This is a genomic window from Limisphaera ngatamarikiensis, assembly GCF_011044775.1.
GTDB classification, from domain to species: Bacteria; Verrucomicrobiota; Verrucomicrobiia; order Limisphaerales; family Limisphaeraceae; genus Limisphaera; species Limisphaera ngatamarikiensis.
The window spans coordinates 19,722-38,218 of sequence record NZ_JAAKYA010000036.1; the positions used below are offsets into that span (position 1 = coordinate 19,722).

Here is an 18,497-nt window from a genome sequence, read left to right on the forward strand (position 1 = left end):
CCGGCCCGGTGGGTTGGGAGGTCATTCCGGGGCCGGCAGACGCAACTTTTCGGAAGGTTTGGTGATTCGTCTTACGTAGGATGCCGCAGTTTGCATACAGGGCACGTCGCCGCACCGGCGAAGTGGTGGAAGGCGTGGTGGAGGGGCCGGACCGAACGGCGGTCCTGGCGCAATTGGAGCGTCTGGGATTGTTTCCGGTGGCCGTGGACGCAACCAAGGCGCCGGCCTCCGCCCAGGGTCGGTCGGAAGAAGCCCCTTCGGTCCTGCGCCGTCTCTGGCCGAGCAGTTGGCAGGAATGGCGTCGGCGCCCGCGCAAGCCGAAGCTGCAGGAACTGGCCACGTTCACGCAGCAACTGGCCAACCTGCTGCAGGCCGGGATGCCCCTGACGGTGGCCCTGCACAGCATGACCCACCTGGAGAGCCGGGGCATTCCGGCCGAGGTGGCTCGTCAATTGCGGCAGGAGGTCATGGAGGGCCGCAGCCTGTCCGATGCCATGGCGAAGCAACCGGCCATTTTTTCCGACCTGTACGTGAACATGGTCCGCGCCGGCGAACAGAGCGGGGCCCTGGTGGAGGTGTTGCGTCGGATGGCCGAGCATTTCGAGCGGTTTGCGCAGGTGCAGGCCCGGTTCAGTTCGGCCCTGGTGTATCCGGCGTTTGTGGCGTTGGTGGGGGTGGCGATCATCACGTTTTTCATGACCTACATGCTCCCGAAGTTTCTGACCATGTTCGAGGGCATGCAGGTTGAACTGCCCTGGATGACACGGGCGCTGGTGGGGCTGAGCCACTTTTTCTCGGGCTATTGGTGGCTGATTGTGCTGGTGCTTGTGACGGTATGGATTGTGTTCAAACGGTTTCAGGCCACGGAGGAAGGGCGCCGGCGAATTGATCAGTGGAAGCTGAACGCCCCCGTATTCGGCAGGGTGGTGCGGCTGCACCTGTTTGCCACGTTTGCCCGCACGCTATCGACCTTGTTGGAAAACGGCGTGCCGGTGCTCACTGCGCTCAAGATCACCGAGCAGGTGATCCCCAACCGGCTGATCAAGGAGGCGATCGCCCGGGCACGGGAGGATGTGACCGATGGCAAGAGCCTGGCCCAGCCGCTGGCCCGCAGCCGGCTGTTTCCGCAGTTGATGGTTGACCTGGTCAGGATCGGCGAGGAAACCGGCGACGTGCCGGGGGCATTGCGGAACCTGGCGGACACGTACGAGAACGAGCTGACCCTGGCGTTGCGGGTCATGACGAACATGATCGAGCCGGTCATGATCATTGTCATGGCCGTGGGCGTCGGGTTCCTGCTGTTGAGCGTGCTCTCGGCCATGTTCGCCATCACCTCCAACATCGCACGGTGAACACGCGCCCGGATCGTCCCAAAGCCCTTCATCGGTGCGGGCCGGTTGCCCGGCTCCGGGCGGCGCGGTTTTCGGGCCCGGGCTGGACACTCGTGGAGATCATGATCGTGGTGGCCATCCTGGGCATTGTCATGACGATGAGCATCCCGGCCTTTTCGCAACTGCGGCGGAAGGAGAATCTGCGTCAGGCTGTGGCGGATGTGGTGGAGGTGTGCAGCACGGCGCGGGCACGGGCCATCCTGGGAGGTCGGCCGGTGGAACTCTGGATCCGGCCGCAGGAAAAGCTGCTGTTTGTGGCGGGACCCGTGCCGGAGACGGGTGCGGAGGAGCCGCGTCCGTCCACCACCGCGCGCCTGCCCGCCACGCCCGGGGACGAAGCGCGGTCGGGCCTGCAGGCCCGCCTGCCGGACTCGATCAGCCTGGAGATGGTGGACGTGAATTTTGTGGAGTTCAAAGACGCCGAGCTGGCCCGCGTCCGGTTCTTCCCCAACGGTACCTGTGACGAGTTGACCCTGGTGCTGCGGTCGGATCGCAACGAATACCGGAAAATCTCGCTGGAAGTGACGACCGCGCTGGCCCAGGTCGAAACCCTGGGGGCCCGATGAAAGCCATGTTGTGCCCAGATAGGCGACCCGGGGTGCGACCGATCCGGGCGGGATGTCGGACCGGTGCCTTCACCCTCATTGAAGTGATGTTGGCGATGGCCATGTTTTTCATGGCCGTGTTTGCCATTCTGGCCCTGGTGTCCAACTCGCTCCGCAACGCCCGCGCACTGCAGCAGGATCGGGTCGACGCCGGCGCATTGGCGGCGTTCCTGACGGTCTCGAACCGCCTGGATGAAGGGCTTTACTCGGGCGACTTCGGAGATCTGTTCCCGGAGGAACAGTACGACTTTGAGGTGATTCCCATCACCAACGGCCTGGTCCGGGTGGACATGGTGGTGCGTCCGCGTCGCGGCCCCGGCGGACGTGTCTCGACCTTGAGCGTGTTGTTGTACCAAGGGCAGAACCCGCCCGGCACGGCCCTGCCGCTGCCGCCGCCCACACCGCGCCGATGAAGCCGCACCCTCTCCATCGCCCCTCGCGCGCCTTCACCCTGGTGGAGGCCATGCTGGCCGTGGCGATTCTGAGCCTGGTGGTGGCGGCCATTTACTCGAGCTGGACCGCCATCCTGCGTGCCTCGAAGGTGGGCCTGGACGCCGCCGCGCAGGCGCAACGATCGCGCATGGCCCTGCAAACCCTCGAGGACGCACTGACCACGGCCCAGATGTCCATGTTGAACGCCGATCTCTACGGCTTCCTCGCCCGGGGCGGCGATGAGGCGTTATTGACCTTTGTGGCGCGGCTGCCGCCGTCGTTTCCCCGGAGCGGTCGGTTCGGCGACCTGGCCGTGCGCCGGGTGATTTTCAAGGTGGAACCCGGGCCCGAGAACGATCGGGTGCTCACCCTGCGCCAGCATCCGCTGGTGCGGGACCTGGACGAGGACGAGGAAAACCATCCTTTGATCCTGGCGCGGGGGGTGCGCGGCCTGGACCTGTCGTTTTGGGACCTGCAGGCGGGCGATTGGACCGAGGAATGGACCCGCACCAATCAGCTGCCGCCGCTGGTACGGATCCGGTTGCGCCTGGAACCACCCGGTCGCCAGGGCGGTCGGCAGGAACGCGTGGTCACCCGTGTGGTGGCCATCCCGAGCCGGGGCTTGCCACCGCAGTTCCAGATGCCGCGCGCGGGCGCGCCGGCCGTGCCCGGCCAACCCCAGGTCATTCCCGGCGGGCCGGGTCAACCCCCGGTCATTCTCGCGCCGAACCCGGCGGTGCCGACGCCTGCGCCCGCCGTCCCCGGAGGCCGGCCATGAACCTGCGGATCCATCCCCGACCCGGTCGTTGCGGCGTTGCCCTGATCATTGTGATGATCGTGGTGCTGGTGCTCTCCATTTTGGCCGGCGGCTTTGCGTACTCCATGCGGGTGGAGACCAAACTGGCGCGCAACGCCCAATCGGAGTCCGAGTTGTTATGGTTGGGTCGGTCCGGGGTTGAACTGGCCCGGTACGTGTTGGGCGAGCAGCTGGCCCTGGGATGTGAACCCTATGATGCGCTGAACCAGGTGTGGGCGGGTGGTCCCGGTGGTTTGTGCACCTCCAACAGTCCGTTGGCGGGTGTGCAACTGACCGACGTTCAGCTCGGCTCCGGCCGGTTCAGCGTCCGCATCGTGGACCTGGAACGGAAGTTCAACATCAACGTGGCCGATGAACTCATCCTCCAGCACGCGTTCATCCTGATGGGGGTGGACCCGGGCGAGTTTCCCGCACTGGTCAGTGCCATTCTGGACTGGGTGGACCCGGATGACGACACGCATCTGAGCGGCGCCGAGAGCGACTATTACCAGACGCTGACTCCGCCCTACTACGCGAAGAACCGGCCGATGGAGGACCTGTCCGAGCTGCTCATGGTGCGGGGGATCACACCGGAGTTGTATTGGGGGCCTGCGGCCACCAACGCGGTGGCCGGCCGGTATGTGCCGAGGGCCGAAGCGCTGGGCATGGTGAGCTCCATGGTGACGCCGCCGGTGGGGTTGGTGGACCTGTTCACCACCGTCTCCTCCGGCAAGATCAACATCAACACCGCCCCTGTGAGCACCCTGCAGTTGGTGCCGTTCATTGACGAGGGCCGCGCCGCGCGCATCGTCATGTTGCGGGCGGGTTACGACGGCATCGAGGGCACCGAGGACGACACCCCGGCGGGCAGCCCGGGCCTGACCCTCCTGGATATGCTGGTCAGCGCCGGGCTCTCCCCCGCCGAGGCCACCGCGGCCGTGCGGTATCTGGACCAGCGGAGTCGGACTTTCGAGGTCACCGTGGAAGCCGAGGTGAACGGGGTGCACCGGACCTTCAAGGCCATCCTGGGCCGCAACTCCCCGCGGGACATCCAGATTCTCAGCTTCTACTGGCAATGAAACCCCGGCATGGAGCCGGCATGGACCACCAGCCACGGGCCCCGGGCCGGAACTGAGCCCGGCCGCCGGCCTGCGACCGGTCCTGAACGCGCCGGTCACGGCTGCATGGGCCGCCGGGCCAGTTCGCGAATCCAACGACCGTAGAACCCAATCATCACGGCGGTCAGGAACCCCACCCCGGCAAACACGTACCAGGTCAGCCCCACAGGGTAGTTCTCCAGCAACTCGCGGGTCAGCGCCTCCGGGCTCTGACCGGTGACCTCCACCAATTTGCGGAACGCCTCGCCCACGGGCAGGACAGCCTCGCTGACGGAGTCCGGTGACCATCCCAGGGCCTCCACCAACGTGCGCCGCGCCAGTCGGTCCTTGTCGGAAAAATGATGGTAGAGCCACGGCCCCAGCTTGCCCTCCAGGGTCCAGCCAATCAGGATGGGCGCCTGCGAAAAACCGATCCACATGGCCTTCTTGTCCGGCGGAGCCACGTTCCCGAGGAACTCGCTGTACTTTGGACTGGCCAGCATTTCGCCGATGCTGAACACCACCAGCGCCAGCACGATCCAGCCCACCTGCCGGGTCAGGCCAATGCCCATCAGCGCCGTCGCCACCAGTAGCGTGCCGACCAGGAGGCTGTCCGTGGCCCGCATCCGGGCACTCAATCCGGCAAACACAAAACAGGTCAGCATGATCATGCCGGCGTTGATGTTGACGATCCCTTCCGGCTGGATGTTCCGGCCCTCGGCGTCCATCCCGAGCAGAAACTTCGCCACGGCGTTCTGAGCACCGTCCGCACCGAACAAAAACGTCACCATGGGCCGCGTGTCCACCCAATCCTCAACGTACCGGGGCAGCACATCCCAGAGCATGGGAAACATCAACCACCACACCGAAAAAATCGCCAGATACACGGTCAGATGGGGTTTGCGCAGCTCCGCAAGGGACTCCCGCCACAGGGGTTGTTCGCGTTCCAATCCGGCGCGGATGCGTGCCCGCCGGGCCAGCCGTTCTTCCAACCCCGGTTCACGATAGGTCAGCAACAGCAGAAAGTTCAGGCAGATCACCGCCGCGTTGGTGTAAAAGACCGCCTGCCATCCCATGTGCGACCGCATGTGCAGCGCGACCAACGGCCCGATCCAGCCGCCGATGTTGACGGCCTGGTAAAAGATGCCCCAGGCCATGCTGCTGTTGAGCCGGTGGGTCGCCCGGATCAGCGTCCCCTGAATCCCCGGCTTGAAGATGGCCGTCCCCACCGCCAGGAACATGGCCCCCACGAAAAACCCCGCGTAGGTCTGCCACCAGGCCATGATCAGATACCCCAGACACTTCAGCGCCGTGGAAAGGAAGATGGTCGGCTTGTATCCGTACCGGTCCGACAGGCCGCCGGTGAACACCGGCACCAGCGATTGCACCAGGTTCCACGTCATCAGCAACGTGCCGAATGTGGCCATGGTCACCCCCAGGCCGTGCTCGGAAACGGGCCGCGTCGCGTACAAGGTGGCCACGGCCCGGACGCCGTAGTAGGCCAGGCGCTCGATCATCTCCATGGCACCCACGACCCAAAAGACGAACCCCAGGCTTTTGATGGACGCCCACATGCCGAGCTGCTTGACATCCGCCAGCGGATTTCCGGGTGCTTGGGCGGTACGATCCGACAACGACACGGAAGGTTCGGAAGGAGGCGGGTTCATCGGCATGCAAGGGATGGACCTGGACAAGGTTGACTCAGGGGCAGGGGCGCAACCACAACCTGCGGAAAGCCGCACCGGTTCCTCCGGGGTACATCACCACGTGAACGACCCGGATTGGCGCGCGTAGCCCCGCGCCGGGCTGATTGCCCTGCCGTTGTCATCGCCGGGCGACTTTGCCAACGGAACCGTTTCCCGACAAGCGCCGATCCTGAATTGCCCGCCGGTCAGGGCCGGGCACCTGTTTGTCTTCCGACCGGATGACGCCAGGCCACGGCAACGAGGAGGGAAGCAGATAGGTCGCCCGTCGGTTCCTCAACCCGCGGCCCGGGCCGCACCACGACGCCGATCCAGCCACCGGCGCAGCCGGTCCAGACCCTGCCGGAGCGACTCCTCGCCCCGGGGGGAGAATCCCTCGCCCAGGCCGAAGTCCTCCCCGGGCAACGCCAGCAACCACGCCGGTGGTACACGACCGTACAGGGCTTCCGCCAGGGCAAGGACGCCGGCAGGGGAACAATCGTGGGTTCCGAGGGTGGAACCGGTGTGAGGGCGGAGCCGTTGCAATCGGACCCGGGCGGGCCCGCCCACGGCAGCATCCACGAACACCACCGCGGCCGCCCGGCTGACCGGTTCGGCGAGGTCGGGTGTAAGCTGCTGACAGATTCTCACTTCCACGCCGGGCCGCACTTCGGCGGCCAGCGTTTCGGCCAGAGCCACGCCCAGTCCGTCATCCCTCCGCAGGGGGTTGCCGTAGCCGAGGACCAGCACCGGCGCGGCTCCGGCGCGGCTCCGGCGCGGCCCTGGCTCAGTCGCGTCGCAGTTCCTGCAGGAGCTGGCCATCGGGGCCAAGGATGCGAACCACCATGGGCATGCGGCCCACGGCATGGGTGGAGCAGCTCAGGCACGGATCGTAACACCGGATGCCGTGCTCGATGCGATTCAACACGCTTTCCGGCACCGGCACGCCCCGCACGTAGTGGCGCGCGATCTGCGCCACCGTCCGGTTCATGGCCAGGTTGTTCTGGCCGGTGGCGATGATCAGGTTGACCCGGCGGAGCAGACCGTTGCGATCCACCGTGTAGTCGTGGAACAGCGTGCCGCGCGGGGCCTCGCTCACGCCCACGCCGCGCAGGCTGTTGATTCCCGCATCGGCGCGCAGCTCGTCGCTCAGCAGGTCGGGATCGTCCAGCATCTGTTCGATCCGCTCCACGCAGGTGAGGATCTCGATCAACCGCGCGTAGTGGTAGAGGAAGGCCGAGTTCACCGCTCCACGGCCCAGCTTCTTGAAATACTGCAGTTCCGCGTCGGCCAGGGGCGTGCCCATCCGCCGCGCCACATTCAGCCGCGCCAGGGGTCCCACGCGGTACATCCCATCCGGCAGACCCAGCGGTTTGTAGAAGGGCGACTTCAGGTACGAACCGGACTGGACGGCCTCGCCAATCACCTCGTCGTAACGCTGCGGATCCACATCGTCGGCCAGCACGTTTCCGCTGCCGTCCACAAACCGGAGTCGGCCGCCGTAATGCTCCCAGGTGCCGTCCCCGGCCACGAGGCTCATGTACAGCGACGGGAAATTGCCGTAGATCTGGACCTCGCGTCCGTGGGATTTGAGCGTCTTCTTGAACAGGTCGATCGCCATCTGGACCGTGGCGCGTGCCTCGGGGATCCAGCCCCGCAACCGGTCCCGGCCCTCGGGCGTCAAGGGATTGCGCACACCGCCGGGCACCGCCCAGGAGGGATGAATCTTCCGGCCGCCGAGCTGTTCGATCACCTCCTGGCCGAATTGCCGCAGCCGGATCCCGGCCCGGGCCAGCTCCGGTTGCGCTGCGATCAGGCCGAACACGTTGCGCCGGTCCGGCGGACTGTCCCAGCCCAGAACAAAATCCGGCGCGCTCAAATGAAAGAAACTCAGGGCGTGGCTCTGCACAATCTGCCCCAGGTTCATCAACCGGCGCAGTTTCTCGGCCGCCGGCGGGATGTCCACCGCCATGATGGCGTCACCGGCCTTCGCCGAGGCCAACAGGTGACTGACCGGACAAATCCCGCACACGCGGGCCGTCAGACCCGGCATTTCGCTGAACGGTCGGCCTTCGCAGAATTTCTCGAACCCGCGGAACTCGACCACGTGAAACTCAGCATCGGCCACGTTGCCGGCCTCGTCCAGGTACAGGCTGATTTTGGCGTGGCCTTCGATGCGGGTGACCGGATCAATGACGATGCGTTGAGCCATGGTGATTCGTGCGTGCAAACATTCTCATCGCGCCGCGCCTGCGGCGCATTTGCAAAATCGGTCGGGCGTAATTTCCCGGATCATGTTCGGAACCTGCCTCTTCAGCCGAACTTGAGCTGCGGTCCCTCCAGGGCGGGGGCACGCCCCTCCAACAGGGCCGTCAACACGGCCCGAATCCGATCCGCCGGCGGCGGGCAACCGGGCAGGTAATACTCCACCGGCACCACCTCGTGCACGGGCATCACCCGCGGCAACAAGGGCGGCACGATCCCTTCCCGGGACGGGATCCCCGGGTTTTCCTGGGCGCATTCCACGTACGCCCGCCGCAGAACCAGCTCGGCATTTCGCGGCCCGAGCTGGTTGCGAATGGCGGTGACGTTGCCCGTCACGGCGCAATCGCCGAAGCTGACCAGCACCCGCGTTCGCTCCCGGATCCGCTCCAGCAGCTCAAGATGATCCGTGTTGCACACGGCCCCCTCAATCAGGCAGACGTCCACACCCTCCGGATACTCCTTGTGATCCACCAACGGGCTGTAAACCACCTCAACCCGCCGGGCCAGTTCCAGGAGGAACTCGTCCAGGTCCAGGAAGGACATGTGGCAGCCGGAACAGCCGCCCAGCCAGACGGTGGCCAGTTTTATGCGATCCATTGTTTCTCCTCCCGCGCCGTGACAATGAACTCCAGTTTGTGCCGGTCATGGTGCATTTCCCCGGTGCTGAGGCCCTTGTAATAGAGTGCGCCCGTGGGACAGGCCATGACGCATTTGCCGCAATTCGTGCAGGAATCCGACTCGCCCCAAGGTTGGTTCAGATCCGTGATGATCCGGCAGTCGGCACCGCGCCCGGCCACGTTCTTGGTGCCGGCGCCCTCAATGTGCCAGCAAACCCGCACGCACCGGGTGCAGAGGATGCACCGGTTGTGGTCCATCCCGAACAGCGGATGGCTCTGGTCCACCACCAGTTGCGGGTGCTGGTAGGGAAAGCGTACGTGGTCCATCCCGGCCTCGTAGGCCAGCGCCTGCAACTCGCAGTTGCCGTTGGACACGCAAACCGAACACACGTGGTTGCGTTCCGCAAACAGCAGTTCCAGCGTCATCCGCCGGTACTTGCGCAACCGGTCCGACACGGTCCACACCTCCATGCCCTCGGCCACCTTGGTGGTGCAGGCCGGCAGGAGTTTGTTGGACCCGGCCACCTCCACCAGGCAGAGGCGGCAGGCGCCCACGTCGTAGACACCCTCGAGATGGCACAGGGTGGGGATCCGGATCCCGGCGTCCTGCGCCGCCTCCAACACCGTGGCACCGGCGGGTGCGCTGACCGGTTTGCCGTCAATCGTCAGTGTGACTGCAGCCATGGCGAAAATCCTCCAGGTTCAGGGCCGCCCGACCACCGCCGCCGGATGGAGCGAACGCTCCGGTTTGAGCCGGCGTTCGTATTCATGCCGGAAAAACCGGAGCGTGCTGAGCACGGGATTGGGCGCGGTCTGCCCCAGCCCGCACAGGCTGGTGTGCTTGACCATGTCGCAAAGCTCCTCGAGCAGCGCCAGATCCCGGGCGGTGGCCCGCCCCTCCAGGATCCTGGTCAACAACCCGTGCATCTGGACCGTGCCGGCCCGGCAGGGGATGCATTTCCCGCAGGATTCGTCTTTGCAGAACTCCATGAAAAACCGGGCCACGTCCACCATGTCGGTGGTCTCATCCATGACAATCATGCCACCGGACCCCATGATGGACCCCAGGCGGGTGAGGGATTCGTAATCCACCTCCACGTCCATCAGCTCGGCCGGAATGCAACCACCGGAAGGCCCGCCCGTTTGGACCGCCTTGATCCGGGCCCCGCCCGGCGCGCCACCACCCATCTCCTCCACGATGGTCCGCAAGGTTGTGCCCATGGGCACCTCGATCAGGCCGGTGTTCTTCACCTTGCCGGCCAGGGCAAACACCTTGGTACCCTTGCTCTTCTCGGTGCCAATCCGGGCAAACCAGTCCGCGCCGTTCCGGATGATGGCCGGCACGTTGGCAAAGGTCTCCACATTGTTGATCAGGGTGGGACAACCCCACAGACCGCTCTCGGCGGGGAAGGGCGGGCGCGGCCGCGGCGTGCCCCGCCGGCCCTCGATCGAAGCCATGAGCGCGGTCTCCTCTCCGCACACAAACGCCCCGGCCCCAATCCGCAGTTCCACGTTGAAATTCAGGGGCGAGCCGAAAATGCCGCTACCCAGGATCCCCAGCCGCCGCGCCTGTTCAATGGCCAGGCGCAATCGCCGAATGGCCAGCGGATACTCCGCCCGCACATAAATGAAACCCTGTTCGGCCCCCACCGCATAGGCGGCAATGGCCATGCCCTCCAGCACACTGTGCGGGTCGCTCTCCAATACGCTGCGGTCCATGAAGGCTCCGGGATCGCCCTCATCCGCGTTGCAGACCACGTACTTCCTGGGCCCGGGCGACTTGGCCACCGTGCTCCACTTAAGCCCGGTGGGGAAACCGGCCCCGCCCCGACCCCGCAGGCCGCTGGCCATGATGGCCTCGATCACCTCGCGGGGTTCCATCTCAATCACCGCATCGTGCAAAGCACGGTACCCGTCGGCGGCGATGTAGGATTCGATCCGCTCCGGATCCACCACGCCACTGTTGGCCAGCACGATGGGCAGTTGCCGCGTGAAAAACGGATGCTGCAGGTCCGCCTGTTCCAGCGGCGGTTTCCCGCCGCGCACCCGTTCCAACAGCTGACGGGCGTTCTCGGGCGTGACCTTCTGGTACAACTCGTTCGCCGGGTCCACGTGCACCAGCGGACCCTGGCTGCACAACCGGAGACAGCCGACCCCGCGCACCTCCACCTGATCGGCCAACCCCAGCTCGGCCACCGCCTGATCGAGCTGTTTCTTCACCTGATCGCTGCCGGCCGACAGGCAGCCCGCGGCGGTGCAACACCGCAAGGTGTACGGTTTGCGCGACGCCAGTTCCTTTTCCTTAATGGCCAGAAGTTGATTCAGATCCATGGGTCAACCAGGGTTGCAGGGTGGCAAGAACACTTTCCGGCGTCTGACGCGGCGCCACCTGGCCGTCGAATACAACGGCCGGCGCAATACCGCACGCCCCGATGCACCGGGCCACAAGCACCGAAACCTGACCGTCCGGCGTGGTCTGCCCGGCGCGCACGCCCAATTGCGACTCCAGCGTCGCCAGGATCTTGTCGGCGCCCTTGACGTAACAGGCCGTGCCCATGCAGACGACACAGGTGTGCTTGCCCGCCGGTTTGAGCTGGAAAAAGTGATAGAACGTGGCCACGCCGTACACACGGCTGGGAGGCAGCTTCAGCCGCTGCGCCACAAACAACAACAGGTCATCGTCCAGGTAGCCGAAAAGCTCCTGGGCCTTGTGCAGGATTTCGATGAGCGCGTCCTGGCGGTGCTGGTGCTTCTTCATGTGCGCTTCCAGGATCTTGTAGCGCTTGTCACCAGCCGCACGGGCCAGCGCTTCCTGCATCCGCTTCCGCTTGGGCGTGGCAAGGGTGGTCATCATGGGTATCCTTTCCTGCCGGTCCCGCATCCCTCCGGGGTCCGGCACCTTGCTGGCTGCAACGTGCCGGAAGGGGCGCGACAGGGCATTACACTTTTTGGCTTTCGATGGGCCAAAATTGTTGCAGTTGCCAGGTGAAGGTCAACCTCCGAATCGAGTCCGGTCCATGCGATCCTGCAAGGGTGCCTCGCGACCCGGCTTCCGGGGAGATGCCGGTTTGATCCCGGGTGCCGGCCCGGCGTCGCAGAGCGTTGCGTGGACGCGCAGCGAGGTTCATCCACCCGGCAGGGCATGGCAACCCTCGCCATGTGGCGGGCCAACCCGAAACCGGCCGGGGCTCCGGAATCCGTGGTTGCCTCGTTCAGGCCCGCGTTTCTCTGAAGCCGCCGGAAGCGCACCCTGTCCGGGGAATTGAAGCGCCCCCCGGTAGCCTGTCCACTGAGCCGAGTTGCCCCCGGTGCAGTTCATGACCCGTCTTCCGGGTGCGAACCTTTTTCTGCCGGGTTCGGACAAGACTTTCCGCCGATTTTGGCTATACTTCGCCCGTATGAGCAGCAGCAACCCGGTGTCATTGACACGTGACGTGGAGGCGACCCTGATCCCTGTGGGGACGAAGGTAACCCTGATGAAGGGGGAGCAGGCCTACATCACCCAGTCGTTGGGCGGCAGTTACACGGTGATTGTCAACGGGAACATGTTCCGGATCGAGGGCAAGGACGCCGACGCCCTGGGCCTGCCGGTGCAAACCCAGGTTGTCGCCACCGGCAAACCCATGACCCGGGAGGAGGTCGAGAAACAGGTCTGGGAGGTCCTGAAAACCTGTTACGATCCGGAGATCCCGGTGAACATCGTGGACCTGGGCCTGATCTACGACTGCGTGGTGACGCCCATTGAGGGTAAGGAAAACGCCTATCGCGTGGACGTGAAGATGACCCTGACGGCCCCCGGTTGCGGCATGGGCCCGATGATCGCTCAGGACGCCCAGAACAAGATTCTTTCCATCGAGGCCGTCGAAGAGGCCAACGTCGAGGTGGTCTGGGATCCGCCGTGGAACCAGTCCATGCTCTCGGAGGCCGCCAAGCTGCAACTGGGCCTGATGTGAAAAGCATCCCGACAATCCCGGCCATGGAGACAGTGACCGACACGGCTGCGGCCAATCGGGACACCACCGCTGCCACGGGTCCGACCCCGACCGGCGGGGTGGACTGGCACCGGCTGCGCGAGGACTTCCCCATCCTGCACCAGACGGTGCATGGCAAGCCGCTGATCTACTTCGACAATGCGGCCACCAGCCAGAAACCCCGGGTGGTCATCGAGACATTGCGCCGTTATTACGAACGGGACAACGCCAACGTCCACCGCGGCATCCACGAACTGAGCAACCGCGCCACCCAGGCCTACGAGGCGGCCCGAACGCGTGTGGCCCGCTTCCTGAACGCCCGCAGCCCGGACGAGATCGTCTTCACCCGCGGCACCACCGAGGGAATCAACCTGGTGGCGCAGGCCTGGGGACTCCAAAACCTCCGCCCGGGCGACGTCATTTTGCTGACCGAGCTGGAGCACCACAGCAACCTGGTGCCCTGGCAGATGCTGGCGCAACGGGTGGGGGCAAAACTGGCCTTTGTACCCGTCACCGGCGATGAGGGTCTGGTGGATGAACGGCGCCTGGCCGAATTGCTGGCGCCGCCGGTGAAACTGTTTGCCATGGTGCACGTGTCCAACTCGCTCGGCGTCGTGAATCCCGTGGCGGATTGGTGCGCCCGGGCACGGCAGCGGGGGATTGTCACCCTGGTGGATGGAGCCCAGAGCGCGGGGCACATGCCGGTGGACGTGCAGGCGATCGGCTGCGATTTCTTCGTCTTTTCGGGCCACAAGACCTGCGGGCCGACGGGTGTGGGGGTGTTGTATGGCCGCCGGGAACTCCTGGAACACATGCCCCCATGGCAGGGGGGCGGCGAAATGATCCTGTCGGTCGACTACCACCAGACCACCTTCAAGGCGCCCCCTCACCGGTTTGAAGCCGGTACACCGGACATTTCGGGGCCGATCGGGTTGCACGCGGCCCTGGATTATCTGGATGGCATCGGCCGGGCGCGCATCTGGCAGCACGACCAGGAACTGGCCCAGTACGCGTACGACCGATTGGCCGCCATCCCGGGCATCCGGTTGTTTGGGCCCAAACGGGGCCGGGCCGGCCTGGTCAGTTTCCTGCTGAACGACGTGCACGCGCACGACGTGGTCACCCTGGCCGACCGGGAAGGAATTGCCCTGCGCGGAGGGCACCATTGCACCCAGCCGTTGATGCGCAAACTGGGGGTCGAATCCACCGCACGGGCCAGCTTCTACTTCTACAACACATTCGAAGAGGTGGACCGTTTCGTGGAGGTGATCCGCGCCATCCAGAAGTTCTTCAGCCGCTGAACCGCGCGGGCCCGCGCAGGAGTTGTCCTCCGGGCCGGCGGGAGCTGCGCGAGCGGCCGCGGGATGCATGCGGCTTCCGCACTGCCGGCCGCCCGTTCAGGTACGGTTACGACCGGCATTTGTGCCGGCTTGTCTCCGGTCCTGCCCGTTCACGCCCCTGGTCTCGCATGTGGCATCGATCGTGCTGCGTTGCAAGCTGGTGGAAGGCGAGTAGGTTGACGGATGAGCCGGGACCCCTCCGGCGGCCGTTCCATCCAGGTGCCGGCCTATGAACCTGGTGCAACCATGCTGTCGGGCTCGATTGACGGCCGAGGACCTCGAGCTGGTCCGATCGGTCCTCGCAGCGGAGGAACGTCAGCGTCCCGCCCTGGACCGGTTGTTGTCGGACGAGGAGGCCCGGGACCTGCTCCTGGATCATCCCGCGCTGCTTCGCGCATTGTTGGAGGCTCGCACCTGTCTGCCGGTCTCGGCCCGACTCTACTTTTACGTGCTGGTCCGGCACGTGCTGGTTCGCGGCGGGCTGGATGATCGCTCCGTGGCGGATTATGTGGCGGAGATGCTGGCCGAGTTTGCCCGGACTGAACGGTGGCGCCGGCCGCTGCCGGAGCGCGAGTTGAGCGTGGATTACCTCTACGAGATCCTGGCCGCCCTGCGCGAGGTGGACGACGTCACGGCGTTCGTTTTGCGGACCCATCTGGCCAATCACACGCTTTTCCTGTCCGGGTTGTTCGCGCCCTACCTGGAGCGGCGGGAACAGCGCCGGGGCGCGCCGGGCGTGCAATATTACGAAGCGGTGGGCCGGGCCAGTTACCGGGCGGCTCGGGATCACCGGCTGGCCCGCCAGTATGGCTTGACGGAAATCTTCGACACGTTGGCCGAGCAATTCGCGCTCATCCGACAAGCGCTGGGGGACCTGGCCGACCGTCTGTTGGCCCTGGAAGGTCTGGATCCGGGTCTGGAAAAGGTCCTGCGCCAGTGGGCAACCGGGGCAAACGAAGGCATCACCAACTGATCCCGGGGCGACGCAACGGTTCGGCAGGGAGGCCCCGCCCGGAGAGGGCGGCCTACATCTGTTCCAGTACTTCCACGCCCAGAACGTCCAGGCCGAGTTGCAGCACCCGCGCAGTGACCTCGCACAGGTACAGGCGATGACTGCGTTCCGGTTCGGCCGCCCTCAGCACGGGACAGGTCTCGTAGAAGCGCGTGAAACGGCCGGCCAGCTCGTACAGGTAGTTGCAGAGGTAATTGGGACGGTAATCCTCGGCCACGGCTTGCAGGACGAGGCCGAAGTCCAGCAGATGCCGGCCCAGGGCCAGTTCCTCGGGGGTTTGCAGGGTGAACCCGTGGGCCACCGAGGCCCGGGCCGCCTCGTGGGTGAGGCCGCCCTTGCGAAAGATGCTGGCAATGCGGGCATAGGCGTATTGCAGGTAGGGCGCGGTGTTGCCCGTCAGCGACAGCATCCGATCCCAGCTGAACACGTAGTCGCTCTGGCGATTGGAGAGCAGGTCGGCATATTTGACCGCACCGATGCCCACCACACGGGCGATCCGCCGTCGGTCGGCTTCGGGCAGGTCCGGTTGCTTGGCCGTCACCACGGCCAGGGCCCGTTCCTCGGCTTCGTCCAGCAGGTCCTCCAATTTGACCGTGTCGCCGGACCGGGTTTTGAACGGTTTGCCGTCCTCCCCGAGGATCGAGCCGAACCAGACATGGACCAGTTTGACGTGGGCAGCCTCGGGCCGCCACTTGCGGAAGGCGGCGAACACCTGCCGGAAATGAAGCTGTTGGCGGGCGTCGGTGACGTACAGGATCTCGTCCGGATGCCAGGTCTCGATCCGGTAGGCCAGCGTGGCCAGATCGGTGGTGGCATAGTTGAAGGCCCCGTCACTCTTCTGAATGATCAGGGGCGTGTCTTTCAGGTCGGGGAGATCGTCGAAGAACACCACCTTGGCGCCCTCACTCTCCCGGGCCAGACCCAGTCGAACGAACTCGTCCACCAGCGCCTGCAGGCGCGGATGGTAGAAACTTTCGCCCAGGGTGAAGTCGAATTTTACCCCCAATCGCTCGTAAATCCGGTCGAACTCGGCCCGGCTAAGGGCCGTCATTTGCCGCCAGATGGCCAGGTTTTCCGGGTCGCCGCCCTGCAACGCCACCAGCTCCTGCCGCGCCGCCTCCATCAGGGCCGGATCCTGCTGGCACGCAGCGTGCACGGTTTTGTACAGACGTTCCATCTCCGCAATGGCGTTGCGGCTCAGGGCGGCCGGGTCGAGGAACCGTTTCCAACCCAGCAACAACATCCCGAACTGCGTGCCCCAGTCGCCCAGGTGATTGTCGGTGATCACCCTGTGGCCCAGACGCCACAACGCGCGCGCCAGACTGTCACCGAGGATGGTGGACCGGATATGACCCACGTGCATGGGCTTGGCGACGTTGGGTGAACTGAAATCCACCACCACCGTCCGGGTGGCCGCCGCCCGGCCCACGAACGGCACCGGTTCCTCCGCCGCGGCAGCCAGGGCGGCCGCCACGGCTTCGGGACGCAGCCGGAAATTAATGAACCCCGGTCCGGCCACCTCGACCGAACTGCACAGATCCTGCAGGTTGAGCCGGGCCAGAACCTCCGACGCCAACTGGCGGGGATTCACCCGGCGGACCTTGGCCAGGCTCATGACCGCTACAGCCTGGTAATCGCCGAATTTCGGGTCGGGACAGGGCCGGACTTGGACGGTTTGCAGGTCCGCCTCGGGACAAACCTCGGCCACCGCCGCTCGCAAGCGTTCCTGAATGATCTCTGCAGGCAATGCCATGGAAACCCGTTTGTTCCCCGGATCGGAAAGCGGACCGACGGCAGGCCGCGGGCCGGACCATGGATCGGCGGCCCGCACGGCCGCGGCGCCTCATTTCTTGCCGCAATGCTGCCGGATGATGTCCATCATCGTCTCGGCGTCCGGGGCTTCCTCCAACGCCTTCCGGAACTCCGCCTTGTGCAGCAGTTTGGCAATGTTGGCCAGCGTGTGCAGGTGTTTCTGGAACTGGCCCTGCGGCACCAGAAACAGCATGACCAGCTTGACCGGCTGATTGTCCAGCGCCTCGAAATCCACACCGCGACGGGATCGGCCCAGAGCCCCCACCACCTCCTGAATCACGTCCGTGGAGGCGTGTGGGATCCCGATGCCGAAGCCGATGCCGGTGCTCATGGAGTTTTCGCGTTTCCGCACCACGGCCACCACCGCGTCCCGGTGTTCAGGCCGGATTTTCCCGGTGGCAACCAATACATCGACCAGCTCGTCAATGGCCTCCCAACGATTGGTGGCTTTGAGGTCCGTGACGATCTGATCCTTGGTCAGAATGTCGGCCAAATCCATAGTGTGCCGCAATCAGCCGGTGCATTTGGCCCGAACCCCACGCGGTTAGCAAGAAGGAATTCCAACTTTGGGCCCGGACCGGCCAACACCCTGCGGAAGCCCGGACCGCTTCGAGCCATGGCGAATCGGCACCGGACCATTCTGAAGACGGCGGCCCCCTGTGGACCTTCCCGGTGCACGCCCTGGGAGCATGAGCCGCCGCGCCCGCCGACCCAACAAGCCGTTGTGCCGGCCCCAAATCCCCGCCGGTGGCCCCAGACCCCCACGCTGGTTCCGCCGCTTTTCATTGAGGTTGCCGCTGGCACGCCCCCAAAAACCCCTCAGGCTGGAGGGGCTTGGGCCGGCCGGTTGGGACGGCCCCGAGGTTGAGACCGGTGGAGCACCCGGCCATGGAGATGCTCCCGACCTTGTCGAACCCCTTGGAAGGTCAACGGCCGGCCCAACCACGGCCCATTTGCGACCAGCTGCAGCCGCAGCCGCCGGGTGTGTCCCTTGAGGCCCGGGCGTCCGGGTGTGCCCGCAAAGCCGGTTTACCTTGGTGGTGCCGCCCCAAGGGCACCCGGAAACCTGCCACGCCCGCAACGTTCTCCCCCGGTCACCCTGAGGAGATGAGCGCCGGTGTTCCGGGCGCTGAAAATGGTGGGTTGCTTTTCAACTGGGCGCGTGGCACTTAGTCAGTGCAGCGAACCAAAATCATGGCAAAAGAAGAACCCATCGAGCTCACTGGAGTTGTGACCCAGGTCTTGCCGGGGACGATGTTTCGGGTGGCCCTCCCCAACGGGCATGAGGTTCTGGCGCACATCTCCGGCAAGATGCGGAAACACTTCATTCGAATCAGCGTGGGCGACAAGGTCAGCGTGGAAATGTCGCCCTACGACCTGAACAAGGCCCGAATCACCTACCGACATCCGTAGGGGGTGCGGGTGGGGGTAACGGACCGGTTTTTGGCGGGGCAGCCCTTGCACGGCTCCGGGTTCC

18 protein-coding genes are annotated in these 18,497 nt (G+C 65.3%); 9 read left to right on the plus strand and 9 right to left on the minus strand.

From position 1 onward, the window contains the following. Positions 1 to 80: 80 nt before the first annotated feature. Genes G4L39_RS05695 through G4L39_RS05715 form a run of 5 tightly spaced genes read left to right on the plus strand, consistent with a single transcriptional unit; the run spans position 81 to position 4,303 of the window. Entirely contained in the window at positions 81 to 1,352 is a 1,272-nt protein-coding gene (locus G4L39_RS05695) for a type II secretion system F family protein (RefSeq protein WP_165106603.1), read from the plus strand. Then, a complete protein-coding gene (locus G4L39_RS14610; RefSeq protein ID WP_205880812.1) occupies positions 1,349 to 1,957 on the plus strand; it encodes a pilus assembly FimT family protein in 609 nt (202 codons plus the stop codon). Before G4L39_RS05695 ends, G4L39_RS14610 begins: the two co-directional genes overlap by 4 nt. Before the next feature lie 32 nt (positions 1,958 to 1,989). Then, positions 1,990 to 2,409 carry a hypothetical protein gene (locus G4L39_RS05705; protein ID WP_205880813.1) on the plus strand — a complete coding sequence of 140 codons (420 nt, stop codon included), beginning with the start codon at positions 1,990 to 1,992 and terminating at the stop codon, positions 2,407 to 2,409. Further along, positions 2,406 to 3,206, plus strand: a complete 801-nt coding sequence (locus G4L39_RS05710; RefSeq protein ID WP_165106605.1) for a PulJ/GspJ family protein — start codon at positions 2,406 to 2,408, stop codon at positions 3,204 to 3,206. The genes G4L39_RS05705 and G4L39_RS05710 overlap by 4 nt, the downstream gene beginning before the upstream one ends. Next, on the plus strand, positions 3,203 to 4,303 hold the full coding sequence (locus G4L39_RS05715) for a type II secretion system minor pseudopilin (RefSeq protein WP_165106607.1): 1,101 nt from the start codon (positions 3,203 to 3,205) through the stop codon (positions 4,301 to 4,303). Before G4L39_RS05710 ends, G4L39_RS05715 begins: the two co-directional genes overlap by 4 nt. A 95-nt stretch (positions 4,304 to 4,398) precedes the next feature. Here the strand turns inward: G4L39_RS05715 and G4L39_RS05720 are convergent, their stop codons facing one another. The 7 genes from G4L39_RS05720 to hoxE all read right to left on the minus strand — a co-directional run bounded on the left by G4L39_RS05720 (position 4,399) and on the right by hoxE (position 11,739). Beyond that, on the minus strand, positions 4,399 to 5,988 hold the full coding sequence (locus tag G4L39_RS05720; RefSeq protein WP_165106608.1) for an MFS transporter: 1,590 nt from the start codon (positions 5,986 to 5,988) through the stop codon (positions 4,399 to 4,401). A gap of 312 nt (positions 5,989 to 6,300) precedes the next feature. Continuing rightward, complete coding sequence (locus G4L39_RS05725; protein ID WP_205880814.1) at positions 6,301 to 6,753, minus strand: hydrogenase maturation protease; 453 nt, start codon at positions 6,751 to 6,753, stop codon at positions 6,301 to 6,303. Between the two features lie 37 nt (positions 6,754 to 6,790). Beyond that, on the minus strand, positions 6,791 to 8,215 hold the full coding sequence (locus G4L39_RS05730) for a Ni/Fe hydrogenase subunit alpha (protein WP_165106611.1): 1,425 nt from the start codon (positions 8,213 to 8,215) through the stop codon (positions 6,791 to 6,793). Between the two features lie 101 nt (positions 8,216 to 8,316). Then, the gene (locus G4L39_RS05735) at positions 8,317 to 8,865 is read right to left on the minus strand and encodes an NADH-quinone oxidoreductase subunit B family protein (protein ID WP_165106613.1); all 549 of its coding nucleotides are present in this window, start codon (positions 8,863 to 8,865) and stop codon (positions 8,317 to 8,319) included. Continuing rightward, positions 8,853 to 9,569, minus strand: a complete 717-nt coding sequence (gene hoxU, locus G4L39_RS05740; protein ID WP_165106615.1) for a bidirectional hydrogenase complex protein HoxU — start codon at positions 9,567 to 9,569, stop codon at positions 8,853 to 8,855. Before hoxU ends, G4L39_RS05735 begins: the two co-directional genes overlap by 13 nt. A gap of 18 nt (positions 9,570 to 9,587) precedes the next feature. Further along, positions 9,588 to 11,216, minus strand: coding sequence for an NADH-quinone oxidoreductase subunit NuoF (nuoF, locus tag G4L39_RS05745; RefSeq protein WP_165106617.1), 1,629 nt, complete (start codon positions 11,214 to 11,216; stop codon positions 9,588 to 9,590). After that, positions 11,188 to 11,739: a bidirectional hydrogenase complex protein HoxE gene (gene hoxE, locus G4L39_RS05750; RefSeq protein WP_205880815.1), complete on the minus strand. Its 552-nt coding sequence runs from the start codon at positions 11,737 to 11,739 to the stop codon at positions 11,188 to 11,190. The genes nuoF and hoxE overlap by 29 nt, the downstream gene beginning before the upstream one ends. A 544-nt stretch (positions 11,740 to 12,283) precedes the next feature. On the opposite strand from hoxE, the gene sufT reads away from it, so the two are divergent. The 3 genes from sufT (at position 12,284) to G4L39_RS05765 (ending at position 15,169) form a co-directional block, all read left to right on the plus strand. Then, positions 12,284 to 12,838: a putative Fe-S cluster assembly protein SufT gene (gene sufT, locus G4L39_RS05755; protein ID WP_165106618.1), complete on the plus strand. Its 555-nt coding sequence runs from the start codon at positions 12,284 to 12,286 to the stop codon at positions 12,836 to 12,838. A gap of 23 nt (positions 12,839 to 12,861) precedes the next feature. After that, on the plus strand, positions 12,862 to 14,157 hold the full coding sequence (locus tag G4L39_RS05760) for a cysteine desulfurase (RefSeq protein WP_165106620.1): 1,296 nt from the start codon (positions 12,862 to 12,864) through the stop codon (positions 14,155 to 14,157). Positions 14,158 to 14,425: 268 nt separating this feature from the next. Then, the gene (locus tag G4L39_RS05765; protein WP_165106621.1) at positions 14,426 to 15,169 is read left to right on the plus strand and encodes a hypothetical protein; all 744 of its coding nucleotides are present in this window, start codon (positions 14,426 to 14,428) and stop codon (positions 15,167 to 15,169) included. A 52-nt stretch (positions 15,170 to 15,221) separates the two neighbouring features. Here G4L39_RS05765 and argS read toward each other — a convergent pair whose 3' ends face one another. Both argS and G4L39_RS05775 read right to left on the minus strand, forming a co-directional pair. Further along, positions 15,222 to 16,961 (minus strand): arginine--tRNA ligase, encoded by a 1,740-nt coding sequence (gene argS, locus G4L39_RS05770; RefSeq protein ID WP_165106623.1) that lies wholly within the window; start codon positions 16,959 to 16,961, stop codon positions 15,222 to 15,224. Between the two features lie 90 nt (positions 16,962 to 17,051). Further along, positions 17,052 to 17,519, minus strand: coding sequence for a PTS sugar transporter subunit IIA (locus G4L39_RS05775; protein ID WP_165106624.1), 468 nt, complete (start codon positions 17,517 to 17,519; stop codon positions 17,052 to 17,054). A gap of 695 nt (positions 17,520 to 18,214) precedes the next feature. On the opposite strand from G4L39_RS05775, the gene infA reads away from it, so the two are divergent. Next, positions 18,215 to 18,433 (plus strand): translation initiation factor IF-1, encoded by a 219-nt coding sequence (infA, locus tag G4L39_RS05780; RefSeq protein ID WP_165106626.1) that lies wholly within the window; start codon positions 18,215 to 18,217, stop codon positions 18,431 to 18,433. Positions 18,434 to 18,497: the final 64 nt, after the last annotated feature.

Bases quoted from the DNA above. Each gene is read 5' to 3' on its own strand.
- G4L39_RS05760 (WP_165106620.1), top strand. From the start codon at position 12,862: ATGGAGACAGTGACCGACACGGCTGCGGCCAATCGGGACACCACCGCT.
- G4L39_RS05765 (WP_165106621.1), top strand. From the start codon at position 14,426: ATGAACCTGGTGCAACCATGCTGTCGGGCTCGATTGACGGCCGAGGAC.
- G4L39_RS05715 (WP_165106607.1), top strand. From the start codon at position 3,203: ATGAACCTGCGGATCCATCCCCGACCCGGTCGTTGCGGCGTTGCCCTG.
- nuoF (WP_165106617.1), bottom strand. From the start codon at position 11,216: ATGGATCTGAATCAACTTCTGGCCATTAAGGAAAAGGAACTGGCGTCG.
- G4L39_RS05695 (WP_165106603.1), top strand. From the start codon at position 81: ATGCCGCAGTTTGCATACAGGGCACGTCGCCGCACCGGCGAAGTGGTG.
- hoxU (WP_165106615.1), bottom strand. From the start codon at position 9,569: ATGGCTGCAGTCACACTGACGATTGACGGCAAACCGGTCAGCGCACCC.
- hoxE (WP_205880815.1), bottom strand. From the start codon at position 11,739: ATGATGACCACCCTTGCCACGCCCAAGCGGAAGCGGATGCAGGAAGCG.
- G4L39_RS05775 (WP_165106624.1), bottom strand. From the start codon at position 17,519: ATGGATTTGGCCGACATTCTGACCAAGGATCAGATCGTCACGGACCTC.
- infA (WP_165106626.1), top strand. From the start codon at position 18,215: ATGGCAAAAGAAGAACCCATCGAGCTCACTGGAGTTGTGACCCAGGTC.
- G4L39_RS05735 (WP_165106613.1), bottom strand. From the start codon at position 8,865: ATGGATCGCATAAAACTGGCCACCGTCTGGCTGGGCGGCTGTTCCGGC.
- argS (WP_165106623.1), bottom strand. From the start codon at position 16,961: ATGGCATTGCCTGCAGAGATCATTCAGGAACGCTTGCGAGCGGCGGTG.
- sufT (WP_165106618.1), top strand. From the start codon at position 12,284: ATGAGCAGCAGCAACCCGGTGTCATTGACACGTGACGTGGAGGCGACC.
- G4L39_RS05710 (WP_165106605.1), top strand. From the start codon at position 2,406: ATGAAGCCGCACCCTCTCCATCGCCCCTCGCGCGCCTTCACCCTGGTG.
- G4L39_RS05720 (WP_165106608.1), bottom strand. From the start codon at position 5,988: ATGAACCCGCCTCCTTCCGAACCTTCCGTGTCGTTGTCGGATCGTACC.
- G4L39_RS05730 (WP_165106611.1), bottom strand. From the start codon at position 8,215: ATGGCTCAACGCATCGTCATTGATCCGGTCACCCGCATCGAAGGCCAC.